This window comes from Burkholderia sp. R-40 (assembly GCF_049942845.1).
GTDB lineage: Bacteria > Pseudomonadota > Gammaproteobacteria > Burkholderiales > Burkholderiaceae > Burkholderia > Burkholderia ambifaria.
The window spans coordinates 1,677,126-1,694,742 of sequence record NZ_CP187968.1 but is presented as its reverse complement, the minus strand read 5'-3'; the positions used below and the strand labels follow the sequence as shown (position 1 = coordinate 1,694,742).

Below are 17,617 nucleotides of genomic sequence, written 5' to 3'. Positions count from 1 at the left end.
AGCACCGCCGTCACGGCAATACCGAATGCGCAGGGCGACGAGTCCAATGGGAGCGGAATGGGTGAGCAAAGGAGCGTCAAATGAGCGGTCAACCTGGCGAAGACAAGCTTTACCGCCAACGGATTTCCGAGCACTTGTCATCGGGCGGGCATCACGCACGTGAGACGGACAAGCACGACCATTCCGCCGGGCACGGACACGACGCACATGCTCATCACCATGAGGGCCAGGACGAGCACGTTCGTACCGGGGATACGCTTCGCGACCCCGTCTGTGGAATGACGGTGGCCGATGGGTCACGCTTCCGTCGCGAACACAATGGCAAGTGGTACGCGTTCTGCAGCCAAGCTTGCTTGACGAAATTCCAGGCTGCGCCGTCCAAGTACGTCGAGCCCTCGACCATTGAACAGCCACGAGCAGTGCCTGAGGGCACCATCTACACGTGCCCGATGCACCCGGAGATTCGCCAGGACCATCCGGGGCAATGTCCGAAGTGCGGCATGACGCTGGAACCGATTCTGCCCAGCGTCGACGAAGGCGAGAATCCGGAACTGGTCGATTTCCGACGCCGATTCTGGTGGACGTTGCCACTGACCGTCGTCGTTTTCGTGCTGGCGATGTTCGGCCATCGCCTGAAACTGATGGATGCCGGCACCGAAAGCTGGGTCGAGTTCATCGTCTCCACGCCGGTCATCCTGTGGGCCGGCCTACCGTTTTTCGCGCGGTGCATTCGCTCATTCATGAACCGCAGCCCCAACATGTGGACGCTCATCGGGCTCGGGACAGGTGCCGCGTATATCTACAGTGTCATCGCTACCCTCTTCCCTCGCGTGTTTCCTGAAACGTACAGCGAGCACGGCCGAGTCAGCGTGTATTTCGAAGCGGCGGCAGTCATCATTTCGCTGACGCTTCTCGGGCAGTTGCTCGAACTGAAGGCCCGCTCGCAAACGTCCGCCGCCATCAAGGCGCTGCTCGGGCTCGCCCCCAAGACGGCCCGACGCATCAACCCGGACGGTTCCGAGGAAGACATTCCGTTGTCCCATGTACATGTCGGAAACCTGCTTCGCGTGCGGCCCGGCGAGAAAGTCCCCACGGACGGCGTGGTGACCGATGGCTCGAGTTCGCTGGACGAGTCCATGATCACCGGCGAGCCCATTCCCGTCACGAAGCGCGTTGGCGACCACGTCATCGGCGCGACGATGAACGCGACAGGCAGTCTCATCATCCGCTCGGAAAAGGTCGGCTCCGAGACGGTGCTGTCGCAAATCGTGCAGATGGTCGCGCAGGCGCAGCGGTCCCGGGCACCCATGCAGCGGATGGCCGACAAGGTGGCTGGCGTGTTTGTCGTCGGAGTCGTCAGCGCCGCTCTTCTGACGTTCTTCGTATGGGGCATCTTCGGGCCCGAGCCCAGCTGGGTGTTCGGCCTCATCAACGCAGTGGCGGTGCTCATTATTGCGTGCCCCTGCGCGTTGGGCCTCGCGACACCGATGTCCATCATGGTGGCGAGTGGCAAAGGTGCTACCACGGGGGTTCTCTTTCGGGACGCCGCTGCCATCGAGAATTTGCGAAAGGTCGATATCCTGATTGTGGACAAGACCGGGACGCTGACCGAAGGGCGTCCTGCGTTCGAGCGGGCCGTCGGAACGAACGGACACTCGGCCGATGAAGTGCTTCGCCTGGCCGCCAGTCTAGACCAAGGCAGCGAACATCCGCTCGCGGCTGCAATCGTCGCCGCGGCACGCGAGAAAGGGTTGCAGCTGGACCGAGCGGAAAAATTCGAATCCGCGACGGGCATCGGCGTGCGCGGGCTGGTCGCCGGTCGACAGCTGGCGTTGGGCAATACCGCGCTCATGCAGACTGACCAGGTGTCCGTCGAGTCGCTAGCGAATGAAGCAGACCGTATGCGAGCGCAAGGTGCGAGTGTCATGTACCTGTCCGTCGATGGCCGTTTGGCCGGTTTGCTTGCGGTCGCTGACCCAATCAAGACCACCACGCCGGAGGCGCTTGCGACGTTGAAGGAGAACGGCATCCGAGTCGTTATGGCGACCGGCGATGGGGTGGTAACTGCCAAGGCCGTTGCTGAGAGACTCGGTATCGACGAATATCACGGAGAGGTCAAGCCGGCCGACAAGCTCGACTTGGTGACGAAGCTCCAGCAGGCCCGGCATGTTGTGGCGATGGCTGGCGACGGTATCAACGACGCCCCGGCGCTCGCGAAAGCCGATGTCGGCGTTGCCATGGGAACAGGCACGGACGTGGCGATGAGCAGCGCGCAAGTGACGCTCGTCAAAGGCGACTTGCGCGGCATCGCACGGGCGCGAGAGCTTTCCGAGGCAACTGTCGCGAACATGAAGCAGAACCTCGGCTTCGCGTTCGTGTACAACGCGCTTGGGGTTCCGTTGGCGGCCGGGGTGCTTTATCCGTTCACAGGATTGCTGCTCTCGCCGATGATTGCGGCGCTTGCGATGAGTTTGAGTTCCGCGTCTGTCATCTCGAACGCGCTGAGGTTGCGTAACGCCAAAGTTTGAGCGGCGACACTCGGTGGACAATGAGAAGACTATGTCCTGGGCGAGGATGGCTCCGGGGAGCTTGGCGCGCCGACAGCTACATGGTTCATGTCATGGAATCCTGTGCTGACCGCGTGGCGATGTAACACGGATACCTCGTGACGTACATCGCAATGACCGGAACCGATTTGTCGCACAGTGCGTCTACCGGGGTCTCGGTCGCTAGCATGCGAGCCTTTCGGACTGTTTCCTCAATGAAGCCTTGCCACCGCTCGCTTTGTGAATCTAGTACGGACTGAAGGTAGATGTTAGGGGTGTTGGAATTAAACAGCGTCTGTATGGCCTCGACTAGGCGAATCGCCAACAGTCTCTCCAGAGAATCCGCGTCTACGTCGTCCCTTGTAAACAAGGGGGCGAATGCCGTTTCGATGAACTGAAATACGGCTTGCGCGGTTGCTCCATGAGTGAGGATATATATCGCTGCGTCGGCAATGACGCGAGCAGTGCTCAAAGCCTCAACGGAGCGTTCTGATATGTAGCGCAGAAGCATGCCGAATGTGCCATTCGTGGGCCCAAATGGGTCATGCGCAGTCCATACCACGTCACCTGCCGTGATTGCAGTATGCGTCCTTCGTCTAGCGATTCCTGACATTACGAACCGGTGATACGACTCTCGAGTACAGTGGCCGCGCTGAGTTGCAACGCTGCAAAACAGTTGAGGCCATACTCCGCGAATGTTTGCCACGACTTTGCCAAGCTCGCGCAGACGGCCATCTAGCGTCAACAGCAGCGCCTGTTTTTCCAGGCAGAGAAGTAGCGTGTCGTAGGACTCGCTATCCAGCACCTCCGCGAAACGGGGAAGGTCTTCAGGTAACTCCTCGGCGCCCCAGGACGGAGCGATTTCGCAATGCTCGTCGACGCACTTGCGAAGCTTCTCGAGATAGGCTCTACGCCCTTCGTGATAACTCTCTCCATAATGAACCATCGTAATCTGCCCGTTCGTCTCGCTCATATGGCCTACCGCTCTATCGGTGGCCGCGACCTCGATGAGCCTATCAAGCACTTCTACCGAGGAGGTAGATATGTACACCGGCTTAACTAGCGAGAGTGCTGACTCCATGCCGTTTACGACCAATTCGTTTATGGCAGTCAAGTCCACGACGAGCGGACCCTCCCATGACTTGAGTAATTCCTCAGAAGCGGCCTGTTCCTCGAAGACTCCGCTACAGGCGTAGAGTTTTGGTCCGGGCTCTGCAGGCCAGTCAGCAGCCATGACGAGAGGGGACACTCCGAGGAGCTTGGCAACGACTCCGATGGTGGCTTGACCTTGGGCGTATCCGTCGAGCGCTAGCTTTATTCGCTCGGTGCGTGCTCGAAGCATCGATTGCATCAGGCTAAGGTCGAGCTGACCGTCCTCGCGCGTCTGCATTTCGATGGACGTTATTGGTCCACCGGGGACGACCGACTCGCGAACAAGTTTCTCGGCGTGTGCAGCTAGAGCCATATACCCGGAATTGATGTCGACGACGGTATAGTCGTGGGCGATTCCTAGTCCATCCACAAGTTGAATGGCGTCGCCCAACATTTTGCCTTCGAGTACGGTGTAGGTCGGGTCCGAAACCGATATGAAGTGAGCCGCCTTGGGCAAATCAGTCAGGTCGGCTGGGTCGATGATGAGCTGACGCGTTGTGTTGCCGACTGATAACGTGACTGCCGTGGCGGGACCAACGCCCAGAGGTTTGCTCGGGCGCCGTTCCGGCTGCATGGTAAGGACGTTGCCAAGATAGATGCTTGCCACATCCACGTCGGCAAGTGAGCGGCGAAATACTTGATATAGGCGCTTGAAGCCACGCTCCGGATTGCCGAACTCGATTTCAAATCTGGCTAATTGCGCACGGCTCTTCGTTGAGCCTTGTAGGTCCAATGGAATTTGCCCTCGGATGAGGCGTTGTACCGCTTGGGGTTGGCGCTGGCGTAGCAGTACCGCAGCCCGGAAAGTCCAGGCCTCAGCACGCCCGGGGTTCGCCTTCAATTGAAGGTCACTGAGCCGCGATAGTTCCGTCCAATCGTTGGCGCCTTCCGCCAACTCCAGCGCTAATGCGCGAATATCGGCATCATCGATAGCAGTTGAGGGGAACTCCTCGAGCATTCGCAGTGCTTTCCGCCGAGAACCACCTTTTACCAACGCTTCGAACAAAAGCTTGTGAGGCTCGCTTACGATGCCTCGCGGGAGTATCTTGCCGAGCCGCTTGGCAGCTTCGCTATAGAGGCCAACTGCAATACAGGCGCGGGATACCATGATGACTTCGCGCGTCGGGCTTTCGTCATGCAAGGTTTTCTCGAGTGACTGCACTGCGTCGATTGCCCAAGTTGCCTTTCGTCGAAATGCAATATTCGCTACGATGACTTTCGCTACCTTCGATGTCATGGAGCTAAAAGCATCGAACGTTAAAACTGCGTCAAGCTGCTCGTCGTTTCCGCTGGCTACGAGAGCAAGCCATTCGAATGCCCGCAGCTCTTCGTCGCATTCCACGTCATTTGTATTGCGCTCACGAAGAATCGTACTGATACGCTCCAATGTCGCGATGTCGCCAGTCTCGGCCGCCATTTCGGCGACCATCATTTGTCCCTGTTCGTCGAGGACCTCGACATGTTCGGAGCCGAACTTGTAGCCAGCGGTGATATTGCCGTCGGCTTTGACTATTGCCTCCAGACAGATGCGCGCGAGTTGTCCTTCAGCGGGAAAGCACTGCACACCTTTCAGTAGAAATTTCTTCGCCTCTTCCGGCTTGCCTGTCATTAGGTATGCGTACCCAATGCAGGCGACGGTCATTGCTGTCGACAGTCCGCCCTGACGGTTCCAGATGTGCTTATCGACGGGTTCGAAAAACTGTAACGTCTCGGCCAGTTCATGCAGCATTTGCTCGGAAACAATCCCGGCGCCGGCAAAGACGCCATTGGCTGTTGCCATGTTTACCAATGCGAGCAGGCGCAAACTAGCTTGTTCAAACGTGGGCGTACCCTTGTCAGCGACCTTCTTTGAAAATTCCGCAGCTGCAGAAAGTTCTCCGGCGAGAAGTGCTTGCCAACCGAAGACATGCAGGACGTCCGCATCGTCGCGGAATTCAGGCGGAACGTCGTGCTCCCAGACTGGGCGTTTGCCACAGCGCTCCGCCGCTTCGGCCCAGACGCTAAAAACGTTGGCCGACGCGGGAAAGGTGAGACGTGCCTCACTGGCCAACTCTAGGGCACGGTCATACTGTTGACGCAGCAGAGCACTTCGAATGTGGTTGCTCGCGGTCTTGTCATCGGCAGGAGTTAGGCCGTAGGCGCTATCAAAATCTTTGGCGGCAAACTCGAGGGATTCTTGCTGCCAATAGCAATGAGCACGCTGGCTCAACCACCGGGACCGCTGGTAGATATCGAAGGCACCGAGGTTCTGCCCAAGAGATGTAAGTGACTCTAGCGCGGCAGCAAAACGACCCTCCATTAGCATCTTCTTGACGCCGTCGAGCTGGCTGTCTACGAGCTTGTCAAGCGAATCGAGGCGCGCATCTGGAATCGAGTTGGTTGATACCCGTCCATTTGACGCCGCCGCGGTGGTGGCTGCCGCCACGACTTGGAGCACTTCCCGATGGTCATCCAGCTTCCGCGATATTTCATCCTGCTTGCGGGAGAACTCGAAAATGGCGCCGCCGGCCATGTGCGGGGCGTACTGCCATTGCAGCGACGGATTGCTCTTGACGAGCACCTGGAGCGTATCCCAGAACGCTAGATTGACTGCGAACTTACCTGCTTGCTTACGGTCGTCCGTAAGTTTGGCGGCGTACGCAATCAGCTTTGCGTCGTTCGCGGCGGTCGTCGCGATGATGAGTTCGCTTATCACGGGGAGACGTTTCTCAACGAGCCCCTTGTCGGCGGCAGCCACTTCCGCGTCAATGATTTTTTGGGTCAGCTTCGCAAATGATTTCTGTTTACACTGAATCCCAAAGCGACGCTCCCCGGCTCTTACAAAGACGTCCACTCCATATTGTTTTTGTCCAGACCGCCCATTCTTGGTCGCTGTCGGGTCATTGAATATAGTGCCGTAGACAATGTGGCAAAAATCCTCGAACCCTTGCGAGGTGTTCGGAGGCTGAATTGCGGTGCTTTCAGTCAACATGGAAAGGTGGCGTGCGATTTATCTATTGAAAGCTATCGTAACCGAAACATGGACCACACATGCAGCCTGAAGGGGTCGCCGACGGAGGCCTTCCTTATGTCGGAGTTGGACTGTTACTCGCGTCAGTTCCACCGGCGGTCGTGCCGGAATCTGAATCTCTTGTTGTCATATTGGAGCGGGCAGCGTACGACGGGTAGGTGATATTGTGCGGGCGAGAGGGCGGAGCGAGGGCGCCGGTAGAACTCTTCGCACGGCGATGGAGGACTATCAAGCATCATCGCTGCTTGAGGTTCTTCCGGTGGGAGGAGCACAGTGCGTCTGTCCATAAGTGCGTGCGCGCTAGAGGCTCAAACCGGAGACTCCAACCGCGATGCTTTGGACCAACGAAGCTGCGCTGTGGGCGAGATAGACGGGGCTGGCACACGCGGTGCGGTGTCGCTTTCATTTTCTTGCTATGTGCCGGACCCTAAAGCAATTTCGGCAACACCTATGAATCGCGAACGAACTATGACTCAAGACGGTAACGGGAAACTCAGTCCAGGAGAGCCGCCCGAGCAGTTCCCGCTACCAGAGTACGTAACTCAAACCAATGCAAAAGCGCGTGTTCGGATGTGGGCGGTAGACAGGCAAACATCCGTACGATTTGACGCTGTCTCGCCGGGCGCGTAAGCCATTGATTTTACGATGCATTTCTGGCGTAACCAGAACTAGCAGGGACGTGTAACCAGAATTAATGTATCTCAGCAGTCATGAAAAAATGAAATAGAAGTCGCAAATTTGCCGTGTGAGATAACGCAAATTTTGCGGCTTCTATTTTTCGAATTTGTAGCCAACCAATTGTTGCACAAGGAAAAGTAAGGTCAATGGTAAGCCGCATGCGAGTCTCTCTACTTTTACAGTCATACACGTCGTGGTCGCACCACAAGGGCATTTGCTAATGCTCCGCACGCTTGTCATAGTGAAATTGCCCGGCCTCAATGCGACGCGAGTGCCGCATTCTGCGGCTTGTAATTGAGGTCAAAGGTTTTTGGAATGCAGAATTGCTAACCGCTCCGACCATACAATTGCGCGACAATTACATGAATGCATACGACGCCACCTTCGATCTACCTCGTCATGTGGTTCATGTGCAATAGATGGACTACGGACGACCCTCGGAAATCGGACACGCGACGACTCGTTGCTGGCGAGACTTTCGAAGCATGCGTCAATGCCGTGGCCGAAGCTTGCAGTACTGCTTCGGTTGGCGCAGCGTCAATAACTCCGTTTGTCATCGACTGTACGTACTAGACTGCGACGCGCGTATTCGAGTTGGCTGACGGCAATCGAGTAAGCGCCACCGAGCTGCGGCGTCGGGAACACGCGCTGTCCGATACACAGTCGGCGCAGGGTTGCATCGAAAGAGTAGAGCGACCATGAAACGGGCCGTCGAAATCGCTGACTTTGTTCTGAAGGGACTTTCTTGCATCGCAATCTTGTGCCCGGGCACTTGGGCGCTCGGGGTGTTCTGGCTCGGCGGCTCGACGGACTGGCAGGACAACATTACGCTGGAAACCCAATTGCTCCCGCACCACGACAGCCTCCGGCTGCTAGTTATTCATGCGACGTCGAAAAATCCGAGGCCTGCGGCATTTGAGCTGAGCGCTAGCAAACACGACTCTTATCAGCTTCGTATTCGTAGGTTGGCGCCGACGCGAAGCTGGGCACGGTCTTCCATGAAGATGAAGGTCAACTTCTTGCGAGTGTTGACCTCCTGAAACTTGCCGGAGATAGCTACGAGTTTCTGCCGAACGCGGAAATGCACGATATGCAAACAGTTGTCGTCCGTGCCGGCGATACGGTATCCGTTGTCGCTGAAATGAAGATCTACACCGGCAAGCGTGACGAACACGGTCAACGCGACGTCGACGCCAACTCCACATCGACAGTGGTTCGTGTCGCGCCGTAGCCTCGTCAGGGCGAACAGCGTCGGCGACGACATTACGGTCGCATTATCGTGGTCTGTCTGGACTCTTTAGCTTTACTCTCATTTTCTTGTCGTTTATCTAACAGTCGGACGAGCGATACAGTTGAGTCGTCGCTTTACGTTTATCATCGGTCTCGCCAGTCGGGACAATATTTTCCGGCCAATAGACAATGTTGTCACTAAGGGAGGCCAACGTCTACTTGGATGTCGGTCTCGTTCAGGAGCCCTATCGCCGTTTGAAGTCGAAAGTTTCGCTCGTGCTTAGCCGTGCGCTCAGCGCATCGCTTCGCTCTCAGTGTTGTTCGATTCCTTGCTTCATCGTTTACGTTCCGCTCGGATGACGTCTGCGGAACGTATTTCAACAGCCTGTTCAACGAACCCACCATCAAGCCCCATTTCTCATGTTTCTTTCATAAACATTTCACTAATATTTCACATACCCAGCATCAACAAAGATGCGGTTATTTTTACCGACACCACCTTTTTCATGAAAAAAATACTTGAAAAAGCCGCACAAATACCCTATCAATACTCTTATCTCAATGAATGCATCCATAAATAGGGTTGAAGGCAGCCCCCCGGAGATTATGCAATACAAAGATAAATATCTCACATACTCGACCTTCATCTCACCTCGGAGAAAGCGATGCCTTATCGAAAAATTTTGTGGGCAATCGACGTGCCCAATATTGATGCATTAATTCGAAAGGCAAATCAGTGTGGGTTTGGAGCCGTTTGCGTCCGTACAAGCTACACCAATTTCTCTGATCTTATTCCGAGAATGAAACAAAATAACATCGACGTCCTCGGATGGCGATATCCGCCGACCGACGCCGATGCGGCACATCGACAGGCCCTAGATACGGCAAAGATTGTCCAACTAGGGTTGGACGGATTTATCGTTGACCCAGAGGGGAATAGCCGTTCGCTTTACAACTGGAACCAATCTGGATTAGCTAACATAGCAGACGACTATTGCTCAACTATCCGCCAAGCAAATCCGGCGATGCTGTTTGGTGTTACCTCACACTACTTGGCGGCAAAGCCTTATCCGACTCTTCCTTGGACTACGTTTCTGCAATATTCCGACGCCGTCTACCCTCAGGCCTACTGGAGGACTGATACAGACCATGGGCCAATATCCGTTGGCGCGGGCCCGTTATCTAACTACATCGCCTCGCTAAATGCGTGGAAAAATATCGGCGCCGAAACTGGAAAAATATTCCCGATGGCCGGCGAGCTCGGTTCGGTAAATAGCTCTCAGGAAATTCGACAATATGCCACTGCCGCAGATAGAAATAACATAACCGAGATTCACTTCTACGTTAACGACGATACCGTTGACCAGTTTGTCTGGGATGCGATTTCTCAACTTTGACAGTTCAACCACCAATATTCAAGTTTGGCCGAGGACGTTATCCAAAACCGCCGGCGTCCGCATCACAACGACAAGAAAAGGGGAACTGCAGTGAATCTTCTACTGCAACGCGTCACGAAGACGCCGCAATCCACTGAAGGAAAGCTATTCATTGACGACTGTTTTTTCTCGTACACCTTAGAGCCTGTGTACCGCGAGCAGCCTAATGTGCCAGTGAGCGCCTGGAAGGTTTTTGGCTCAACTGCGATTCCTATTGGCACATACAACGTCGAAGTGACGTATTTTTATCGTGACCAATACTACACACCTCTACTAGACAATGTCCCCGGATTCTCCGGAGTTCGTATTCATGTAGGAAACTTTCCGAAGGACACTGAGGGTTGCATTCTCGTTGGCACATTGATGGCTCAAAACGAGATACTTAATAGCAAAGTTGCATTTGACGCGCTGATGGTCCGCATCAATGCGGTTCGACTAGCAAATCAATCGATTCAAATTACGGTCCAGAATGCGTGGCCAACGATATAGCGATTCTCGTCGTACGCAAAGATTTCTATATGACGCATATTTGTCGGCGCCAATGATGAAAAAGACTATTTTTCTTTCTTCAGTTGCACTCCTAGCTAGTGGTTGCGCGTCGGATTCGTGGTTATATCCCATGTTTAATGCCGAAGACCAACGTGCGCTCGTCAATGATGGAGCGAAGCTGACCGCTGTTCCTCTGACCGTAGATGATGCTAGAAACCTGGTTTTTGGACTCACTGAAAAATTGAATACCGCAAGCCGGCACCGTGATTATGCAAAAATGATAACGCATGAGCTCTTGTTTTATGGGAGTCTTCTTGCGGTTGGCGGTGTCGCCGCGAGCAGCATCGCCTTGAGAAATGTCGGTGCCGGAATAGCTGCTGGCAGCGTTGCACTAGATAATCATTACCAGCCCAGCGTGCAGTCGTTGGCCTTCGACCGAGCCGCTCAAAGAATGCGCTGCGCGAGGGATTTGCTCGATCCAATTGACCCAGCTTTACTGGATGCTCTTCCAGCAGACGCTCGCCAACAAATCCACCCAGAGATAATGTCTCTCTATGCCGCCATCCCTCATCTCACTAATAGTTATGTTGAAAAAGTAAGCCTTGACCTCCGAGCTGCGCTAACTGCTGTAACACTCAGTGCCCCGTCGGAACAGGATTTACTGAATTCACTGCAGAATTACACCACCGCACAAGGTAAATCCCTCCAATACACGTCAGATTTGCACACAAAGGTATCGCTATCCGTAAAAAACACTAGAGTGATAGACGAAAAGGCCGCAGTTTCCTTAGCGGCTAGTGCCGCATCGTCCGCTTCGGCCACGACGCCGCCACAGTGTGTACTTCCGTCCGCAGCGAAAATCTCGCCGAGCAGTTCGCGGGAATACCGAGTATGTGTAATTCGAGGTAAATCACCTGAAGAGCAAGGCGAACTAGCGCAAGCATTCGGGCAGGCAGTCGGAATCTTTTCCGAGCAAATGGACCTTTGCTTGAAAACGCATCAGCAATAAGCAAGCATCCAGCGGCGATGGTTAGCGTCAGGAGCAGAATAGCTTCTGCTGGGCTCTCGCCAATAACGACAGATCGAGCAAAGAAAAGATTTGCCTTTTCGCTGTCGAGGAAGCGCTGAAGAAACGCGTAATCCCAATCTTGGAGTGTGGTGAAGCCTTTCCTCAAAGGGTAGGGCTTACCTTCAACCATCAAAATCGTGCTCTCAACCGGTTCCGCTGATGCGAGCGTGGGGCTGCCGTAACCGAAACTATAGAAAAGGACGCGGGTACTGATATTCAGGACGTGCACGCAAACAACGACCCGATTGGATGCGGCCGCACATGTCGAGCGAGCCGTCGACTTTTCAACGATGGTGACGTGTAACTAGAACTAATGCAACTCAGCACACTGGCAACTTCGGAAAGTTTCACTTAACGCCCCGGCATCAGCACTCCCGAACTACCCCGCACAACGCCCCCCCTACTTCGACAAACTCAACTTCTTCAACACCACCGCCCCACTCGCCGGGCTCACCAGCGAAATCGATTCGACATCCAGATACAACCGGGAAGTCCTCGTCGTGATGTCGGTCGGTTCGTCGTTGCTCGGCTCGGCGTGCTCGACGTGCTCCGTCAGATACGGCCGGACCAGTCGCCCGGAAATAGCGATCGCGAACTGACCATGCGTTTGTGCATACGCGGCCGGCGAAAGGTTCACACGCCCGCGAACGGTCGACTTCCCGCCTTTTCCGGGATCGAGCTCGATGATGTCGATCTGCTGGATATAGCCTTTCGCCTTCGCCTCGGCCGCGATCACGAGCCCTCGCCCGCGCTTCCCGGTGATGCTCTTTTTGAGCAGGATGCCTTTGCGGCCTTCGCCGTCGCTGTCGATCAGGTCGACGTCCACCTTCAACACATGCTTCTTCGACTGATACAGCAGCCCGTACGACACCGGCACCAGGAAAGTAACCTCACGATCCAGATTGACCGCGGCCAGGTCGGCGTTCCGGCCATGTTGGTCGGCACCACCGGGCACCAGGCTGCGAACGCGGTCGCTCAAGGACGGGGCCGCGCTTTTGATGTGCTGCTTCTGGAGCGCGTCCCGAATGGCAACCGGATCGTCGCCGACAATCGGCCGCGCGGGCGATGTGTCGGGCGACACGGCGGACGCAGCGCTCGCCGTGTCGCCGACATTGGCGGCCTCTGCACGCGCCGCGACTTGCGCCAGCATGATCGCCACGGCGGCAACGCACACGACATTCCGACGACCCAACATGGATTTCCGGTAAAACACGACAGACTCCTGATTATCTGACTGACCGGCCGACCACGCGATCGGCAGGATGAAATTGATGGGCAGCGCGCCAACCGTTCGAGCTCACCGGTCGCCTACGCGACACATCGTAGGTTCAATTGCAGCTCGGCGGCAGGCCAGCACGCCACACTATCGTATTGCCCGGACTACAACAATCCGACAATCCACGACCGGCGAGCAGCCGCCCGACATGCGGCAGGCAATGACATTCGGTTGCCCGTCACGAAGCCGCACCCGCCATCTCACTGCTGCCGATCGTCCCGCCGATACTCCGCCGGCGCCTTCCCCACCAGCTTGCGGAAATCGCGCGTGAAATGCGCCTGATCGAAATACCCGAGCGCATGAGCCAGTTCCGCGAGATCGACCGGCCCGCCGCCGGCGAGCTTGTCGGCGGCCTCGTGCAAGCGGTATCGGCAGATCACCCACTTCGGCGTCACCCCCACATGGGTGGAAAAGAGCTGCTGCAGCGTGCGCTCGCTCAACCCCGCACGCTCGGCCAGATCGCGCACCTGCGTCAGCGCGAGGTCCTGCTGCAGGATCCGCAAAATGGCATGAATGCGCTCGACCTGCGGATCCGCCGGCGGCAGCACGCGCAACAGCAGCGCCTCGGCCGCCGCCACCATCGCGGCATCATCCTCGCCGCCGAGCACGGCGTTTTCGGCTTCCGCATCGCCGCAGTCGAGCAGCGTCGACACCGGCACCACCTTGTCGGTCAGCACATGCACGGGTTTGCCGAGGAACGCGCGAAACGCACCGGGCCGAAACCGCATGCCGATCACCTTCCCGGCCCCGGCCAGCGTCGTCTCGAACGCGCCTGACACCACACCGAAGATCCCCGTGTGTCGCCGGTCGAACACCAGGTTCACGCACGGATACGGCAGCGTGCGCTGCACGTACGGCGGCTGGCCGCGCAGATCCCATTCGACGACCCAGTGGTGATCGAGCACCCCGGCCAGTTCGGCACACGGGTAATAGCGATTCAGGCGGAAGCGCTGGTTGAAGGCTTTCGGGCCGACGACGCCCTTGGGCGGGTCGGTCACGTTACGCAAGTCGGCCATGGTGACGAACGGGTGGAAGGATTGCGTAATGATGCACCGCCACAGCGGATTTTTCCAAGACGGCGGCCGGCAACCCACCTACATTGGAAACCTTGTCCCGAATGCACACCGGAGCCCGCGATGCCGCAAGACCGCCACCTGACCCTGTTCCACTCCCCACGCAGCCGATCGGCGGGCGTTCGCATGCTGCTGGAGCAACTGGGCGCCGACTATGAACTGCACGCGTTCGATCTGTCGACCGGCAAGCATCACGAATCCGCTTACCTCGCCATCAATCCGCTGGGCAAGGTTCCCGCGTTGCGTCACGGCGACGTGATCGTCACCGAGCAGCCCGCCGTCTACCTGTACGCGGCCGAACTATATCCGGAAGCCGGCCTGTCGCCGGCGCCGGGCGACGCGCTGCGCGGACCGTACCTGCGCTGGATGACGTTCTACGGTTCGTGCTTCGAGCCGGCCATCGTCGATCGCTCGATGAATCGTCCGCCCGTACCCTACTCGACGTCGCCCTACGGCGATTTCGATACCGTCATCAACGCGCTCGATGCGCAACTGGCAAAGGGGCCGTACCTGCTGGGCGAGCGCTTCACGGCAGCCGATGTATTGTGGGGCGCAGCGCTGAACTGGACCACGATGTTCAAGCTGATCCCCGAGACGCCGCGCATCCGCGCGTACATCGATCGCATCCTGGCACGCCCGGCCATCCAGCGCGCACAGGCCGCGGATGCGGCGCTGGCGGCGGAGCAGGACAAAGCCAAAGAGAACGCCGCGACGGCGAGGTAGCCCAGCGCCATGCGGAGCTTGACGCAAGCTCCGCCCCGCCACCGGCTGACCCGCGCGCCGCCGCCGCGTCCGTCAAAACATCGTATGCAACCCGATCCGCGCCACCGCCTGGGTCGCTGAACTCGACGCGCCGTTCGGGTCGAGCACGCCGTTGATCTGCGCGTTCGCGCCGCTGTTCGCGCGTTGATAGTCGCCGGACACATACACCATCGTCCGCTTCGACAGCAGGTATTGAAGCGCGACGCTGACCTGATGCGCGTGGTTGTCGTTCACGGCTTCGTTGCCCTTCATGTACATGTACTTCGCGCCGAGAAACACGTCCGGCCTGATGCGCCACATGCCACCGGCTTCAGCCATCCACACACCGGCGTCGTTGAACGAATTGTGGACGGTGGTCAGCAACGCCTTCGCGGTCACCGCGCCGAAGTCATAGTGCATCCCGACGCCCCAATTGCGCACACTGGTCGACGGTGTGCCGGGCGCCGGACCGTACTTTTCGTTCGTATAGGCCGCGCCGATACCGAACGCACCGACTTCGTAGTTCAACCCGGCGCTCACGGCGTTGTCCGCGCCGATGGAACCGGCCACGCCGCCGAACGCATACATCACGCCGCCGGAGAAACCGGCAATCGTCGGCGAACTGTATTTGACCGAATTCGCCACCGGCTTGCTGCCCGCCGTTCGATCCCAATCGAATGCGCCGGTCGGATTGTTCGGCAGCGCAAGACGCTGGAACGGGCCATTCCTGAACCCGTACAGCCCGCTGATATCCATCGAAATCGCGTTCCCCTTCGCAAACAGGGAATCGACCATGAAGTCGTACTGGTTCCCGAGCGTGATGTTGCCGAAGCGGTCGCTCTCGATCCCGACGTACGCATTGCGGCCGAAGATCCCGGTGCCGATGATGCTGCCGTTGGCCATCGAGAACTGGTTCACGAGCGCGAACGTCGCACGATATCCGTCGCCGAGATCCTCGGTGCCGCGCAAGCCGAACAGGTTCGGCGTGAAGATGCCGTCGTCGAACTTGACGTTCTTCCCACCGCCCTCGTTGCTGACATACGAGATGCCGCTGTCGATCAGACCGAACAAGGTCACGCTGCTTTGCGCGTACGCGCCCTGCGCGATGACAAGCATCGCGGCTGCTCCAAACCTGAGTTTCATGGTGTCTCCGTCTTTTTTCTGTCAATGCGAACGGCCGCCCACTGTGTCGCGGGTACTCGACCGATGTTTCGTGAAACAACGACTTCCCCAGCCCGGTTTCTCTTTCATCCGGGTCGGAAAATTACTTAGTTTTACTGATTGGAAAGAATGAATGAAATCCCGCTCATTCCCGATTTCATCCACCTCGATTCGCTTGTCCGATCACCCGAACACGGTTGGGCAATCCCACCTTTCGACTCAAGCGCCTCGACAGACCACCCACGCCGCAGAATCCACCTCGACCGCCACGGCTTCCAGCCCGGCACCCGAGCACGGTCCATCGATGCACACACCATCGTCGAACCGGAACAGCGCACTGTGATGCGCGCACATCAGCACCTGCGACCGGTAACAGGAAACGTTGCCCGGCACGAAATCGAGCGGAACCGAAAAATGCGGACAACGGTTCACGTACGCCCACACCTGCTTCCCGCGCCGCACGACGATGACGGGTTGCCCGATGCCCGCCTCGTCGACGACCCGCGCCCCGCCGTCGGGCACCTCGGAGAAGCGACAGAGTTGCGTGGCGCCCATAACTCACACTCTCCGCTCGGGATTGCCGAGGCTCCAGTCCCACGGACGAACCTCGACCCGCGAGAACAGCCCTTCCTTCACGTACGGATCGTTGCCGACGAACTGCATCACCGCATCGATGTCGTCCGCCTCGATGACGAGCAGCGTGCCGTTCATCGCATCGCCCTGCGGATCGAGCGTCGGCCCGCCGAGCCGCACATAGACGCCGTGCTGCGCGGCGGAACGCAGGTAGGTCCGATGCGTGGCGCGCACGCGGTCGCGCACGTCGCGCATCCCGGGCTGGTCGGTCGCAAACACCGCGAAAAATCGAGCCATGTCGGTCAGCTCCGGTCGAGCACGAAGTCATACGTCGCTTCGCGGTACGCGCCGCTCAACCCGAACCGGCGCGCAAGTTCATCGTCCGCCGCACGCGGCCGATAGGCGACCATCAGCGACGGCTTCACGCCGAACACGGCATCCGACTTCAGATACGCATCCTCCTCGTCGAACAGGTGCGTGACGAGCTTGCGGTAGCCCGGCGCGTCGATCATGAAGTGCAGGTGCGCGGGCCGCCACGGATGGCGTCCGGTGGCATCGAGCATCTTGCCGACCGGGCCGTCGGTCGGAATCGGATAGCTGACCGGCAGAATCGTCGTGATCGCATAACGGCCTTCGGCATCGGTCCGGTAGCGGCCGCGCAGATTGCCGTGCGGCTGTGCCTTGTCCTGTCCGGAATACATGCCGTTGTCCGCGGTCTGCCACACGTCGAGCACGGCGCCCGGCACCGGCGCACCGTCGGTGCCGAGCACGCGACCCTGCACGACGACCGGCGTGCCGGGCGTGAACGCCATGTTCTCGCCATACGCACGCTCAGGCATGCCCTCGATGTAGAACGGCCCGAACACGGTCGTTTCCGTCGCGCCGGTGGCGAAACGGTGGTTGATCGCATCGACCAGCATCGACACGCCCAGCGTGTCCGACAACAGGATGAATTCCTGGCGCACGACGTCGTCGCACATCTGCCCGGTTTCGGTCAGGAAGCGGATCGCGGTCATCCACTCGGCCTCGGTCAGCTCCGTTTCACGGACAAACGCATGCAGGTGCCGCACGAGGCTCTGCATCAGCACGCGCAAGCGCGGGTTCGGCGTACCGTCGAAGCTGGCGACGACCTGCTCGGTCAGCCGGGTGTCGCCGTCATGATGTTCATTCGTCACGTTCGTCT

General features: G+C 57.9%; 13 protein-coding genes. 5 read left to right on the top strand and 8 right to left on the bottom strand.

Annotation, left to right across the window (positions count from 1 at the left end; genetic code table 11):
• The first annotated feature begins 80 nt into the window (after window positions 1-80).
• Window positions 81-2,528 (top strand): heavy metal translocating P-type ATPase, encoded by a 2,448-nt coding sequence (locus tag ACP26O_RS23975; protein ID WP_175666067.1) that lies wholly within the window; start codon window positions 81-83, stop codon window positions 2,526-2,528.
• Window positions 2,529-2,613: 85 nt separating this feature from the next.
• Here ACP26O_RS23975 and ACP26O_RS23970 read toward each other — a convergent pair whose 3' ends face one another.
• Together ACP26O_RS23970 and ACP26O_RS23965 are read right to left on the bottom strand one after the other, a co-directional pair.
• Window positions 2,614-6,669, bottom strand: a complete 4,056-nt coding sequence (locus ACP26O_RS23970; protein ID WP_175666066.1) for a tetratricopeptide repeat protein — start codon at window positions 6,667-6,669, stop codon at window positions 2,614-2,616.
• Between the two features lie 1,663 nt (window positions 6,670-8,332).
• Window positions 8,333-8,650, bottom strand: a complete 318-nt coding sequence (locus tag ACP26O_RS23965) for a hypothetical protein (RefSeq protein WP_175666065.1) — start codon at window positions 8,648-8,650, stop codon at window positions 8,333-8,335.
• A gap of 631 nt (window positions 8,651-9,281) precedes the next feature.
• Here ACP26O_RS23965 and ACP26O_RS23960 point away from each other — a divergent pair.
• From ACP26O_RS23960 to ACP26O_RS23950, 3 genes are all read left to right on the top strand, one after another.
• Window positions 9,282-10,013 (top strand): hypothetical protein, encoded by a 732-nt coding sequence (locus ACP26O_RS23960; protein WP_175666064.1) that lies wholly within the window; start codon window positions 9,282-9,284, stop codon window positions 10,011-10,013.
• A gap of 90 nt (window positions 10,014-10,103) precedes the next feature.
• Window positions 10,104-10,541: a DUF5675 family protein gene (locus ACP26O_RS23955; protein WP_175666063.1), complete on the top strand. Its 438-nt coding sequence runs from the start codon at window positions 10,104-10,106 to the stop codon at window positions 10,539-10,541.
• A gap of 55 nt (window positions 10,542-10,596) precedes the next feature.
• Complete coding sequence (locus ACP26O_RS23950; protein ID WP_175666062.1) at window positions 10,597-11,550, top strand: hypothetical protein; 954 nt, start codon at window positions 10,597-10,599, stop codon at window positions 11,548-11,550.
• A gap of 460 nt (window positions 11,551-12,010) precedes the next feature.
• Here ACP26O_RS23950 and ACP26O_RS23945 read toward each other — a convergent pair whose 3' ends face one another.
• Window positions 12,011-12,823: a hypothetical protein gene (locus ACP26O_RS23945; protein ID WP_175666061.1), complete on the bottom strand. Its 813-nt coding sequence runs from the start codon at window positions 12,821-12,823 to the stop codon at window positions 12,011-12,013.
• 263 nt (window positions 12,824-13,086) lie between these two features.
• Window positions 13,087-13,902, bottom strand: a complete 816-nt coding sequence (locus ACP26O_RS23940; RefSeq protein WP_175666060.1) for an AraC family transcriptional regulator — start codon at window positions 13,900-13,902, stop codon at window positions 13,087-13,089.
• Between the two features lie 120 nt (window positions 13,903-14,022).
• Between ACP26O_RS23940 and ACP26O_RS23935 the strand changes: the two genes are divergently transcribed.
• Window positions 14,023-14,682, top strand: coding sequence for a glutathione S-transferase family protein (locus ACP26O_RS23935; protein ID WP_175666059.1), 660 nt, complete (start codon window positions 14,023-14,025; stop codon window positions 14,680-14,682).
• Window positions 14,683-14,754: 72 nt separating this feature from the next.
• Here the strand turns inward: ACP26O_RS23935 and ACP26O_RS23930 are convergent, their stop codons facing one another.
• From ACP26O_RS23930 to ACP26O_RS23915, 4 genes are all read right to left on the bottom strand, one after another.
• Window positions 14,755-15,843 (bottom strand): porin, encoded by a 1,089-nt coding sequence (locus ACP26O_RS23930; protein WP_175666058.1) that lies wholly within the window; start codon window positions 15,841-15,843, stop codon window positions 14,755-14,757.
• 237 nt (window positions 15,844-16,080) lie between these two features.
• A complete protein-coding gene (locus ACP26O_RS23925) occupies window positions 16,081-16,416 on the bottom strand; it encodes a Rieske (2Fe-2S) protein (protein WP_175666057.1) in 336 nt (111 codons plus the stop codon).
• 3 nt (window positions 16,417-16,419) lie between these two features.
• On the bottom strand, window positions 16,420-16,731 hold the full coding sequence (locus ACP26O_RS23920; protein WP_012365279.1) for a YciI family protein: 312 nt from the start codon (window positions 16,729-16,731) through the stop codon (window positions 16,420-16,422).
• 5 nt (window positions 16,732-16,736) lie between these two features.
• A complete protein-coding gene (locus tag ACP26O_RS23915) occupies window positions 16,737-17,609 on the bottom strand; it encodes an intradiol ring-cleavage dioxygenase (protein WP_166721632.1) in 873 nt (290 codons plus the stop codon).
• Window positions 17,610-17,617 lie beyond the last annotated feature (8 nt).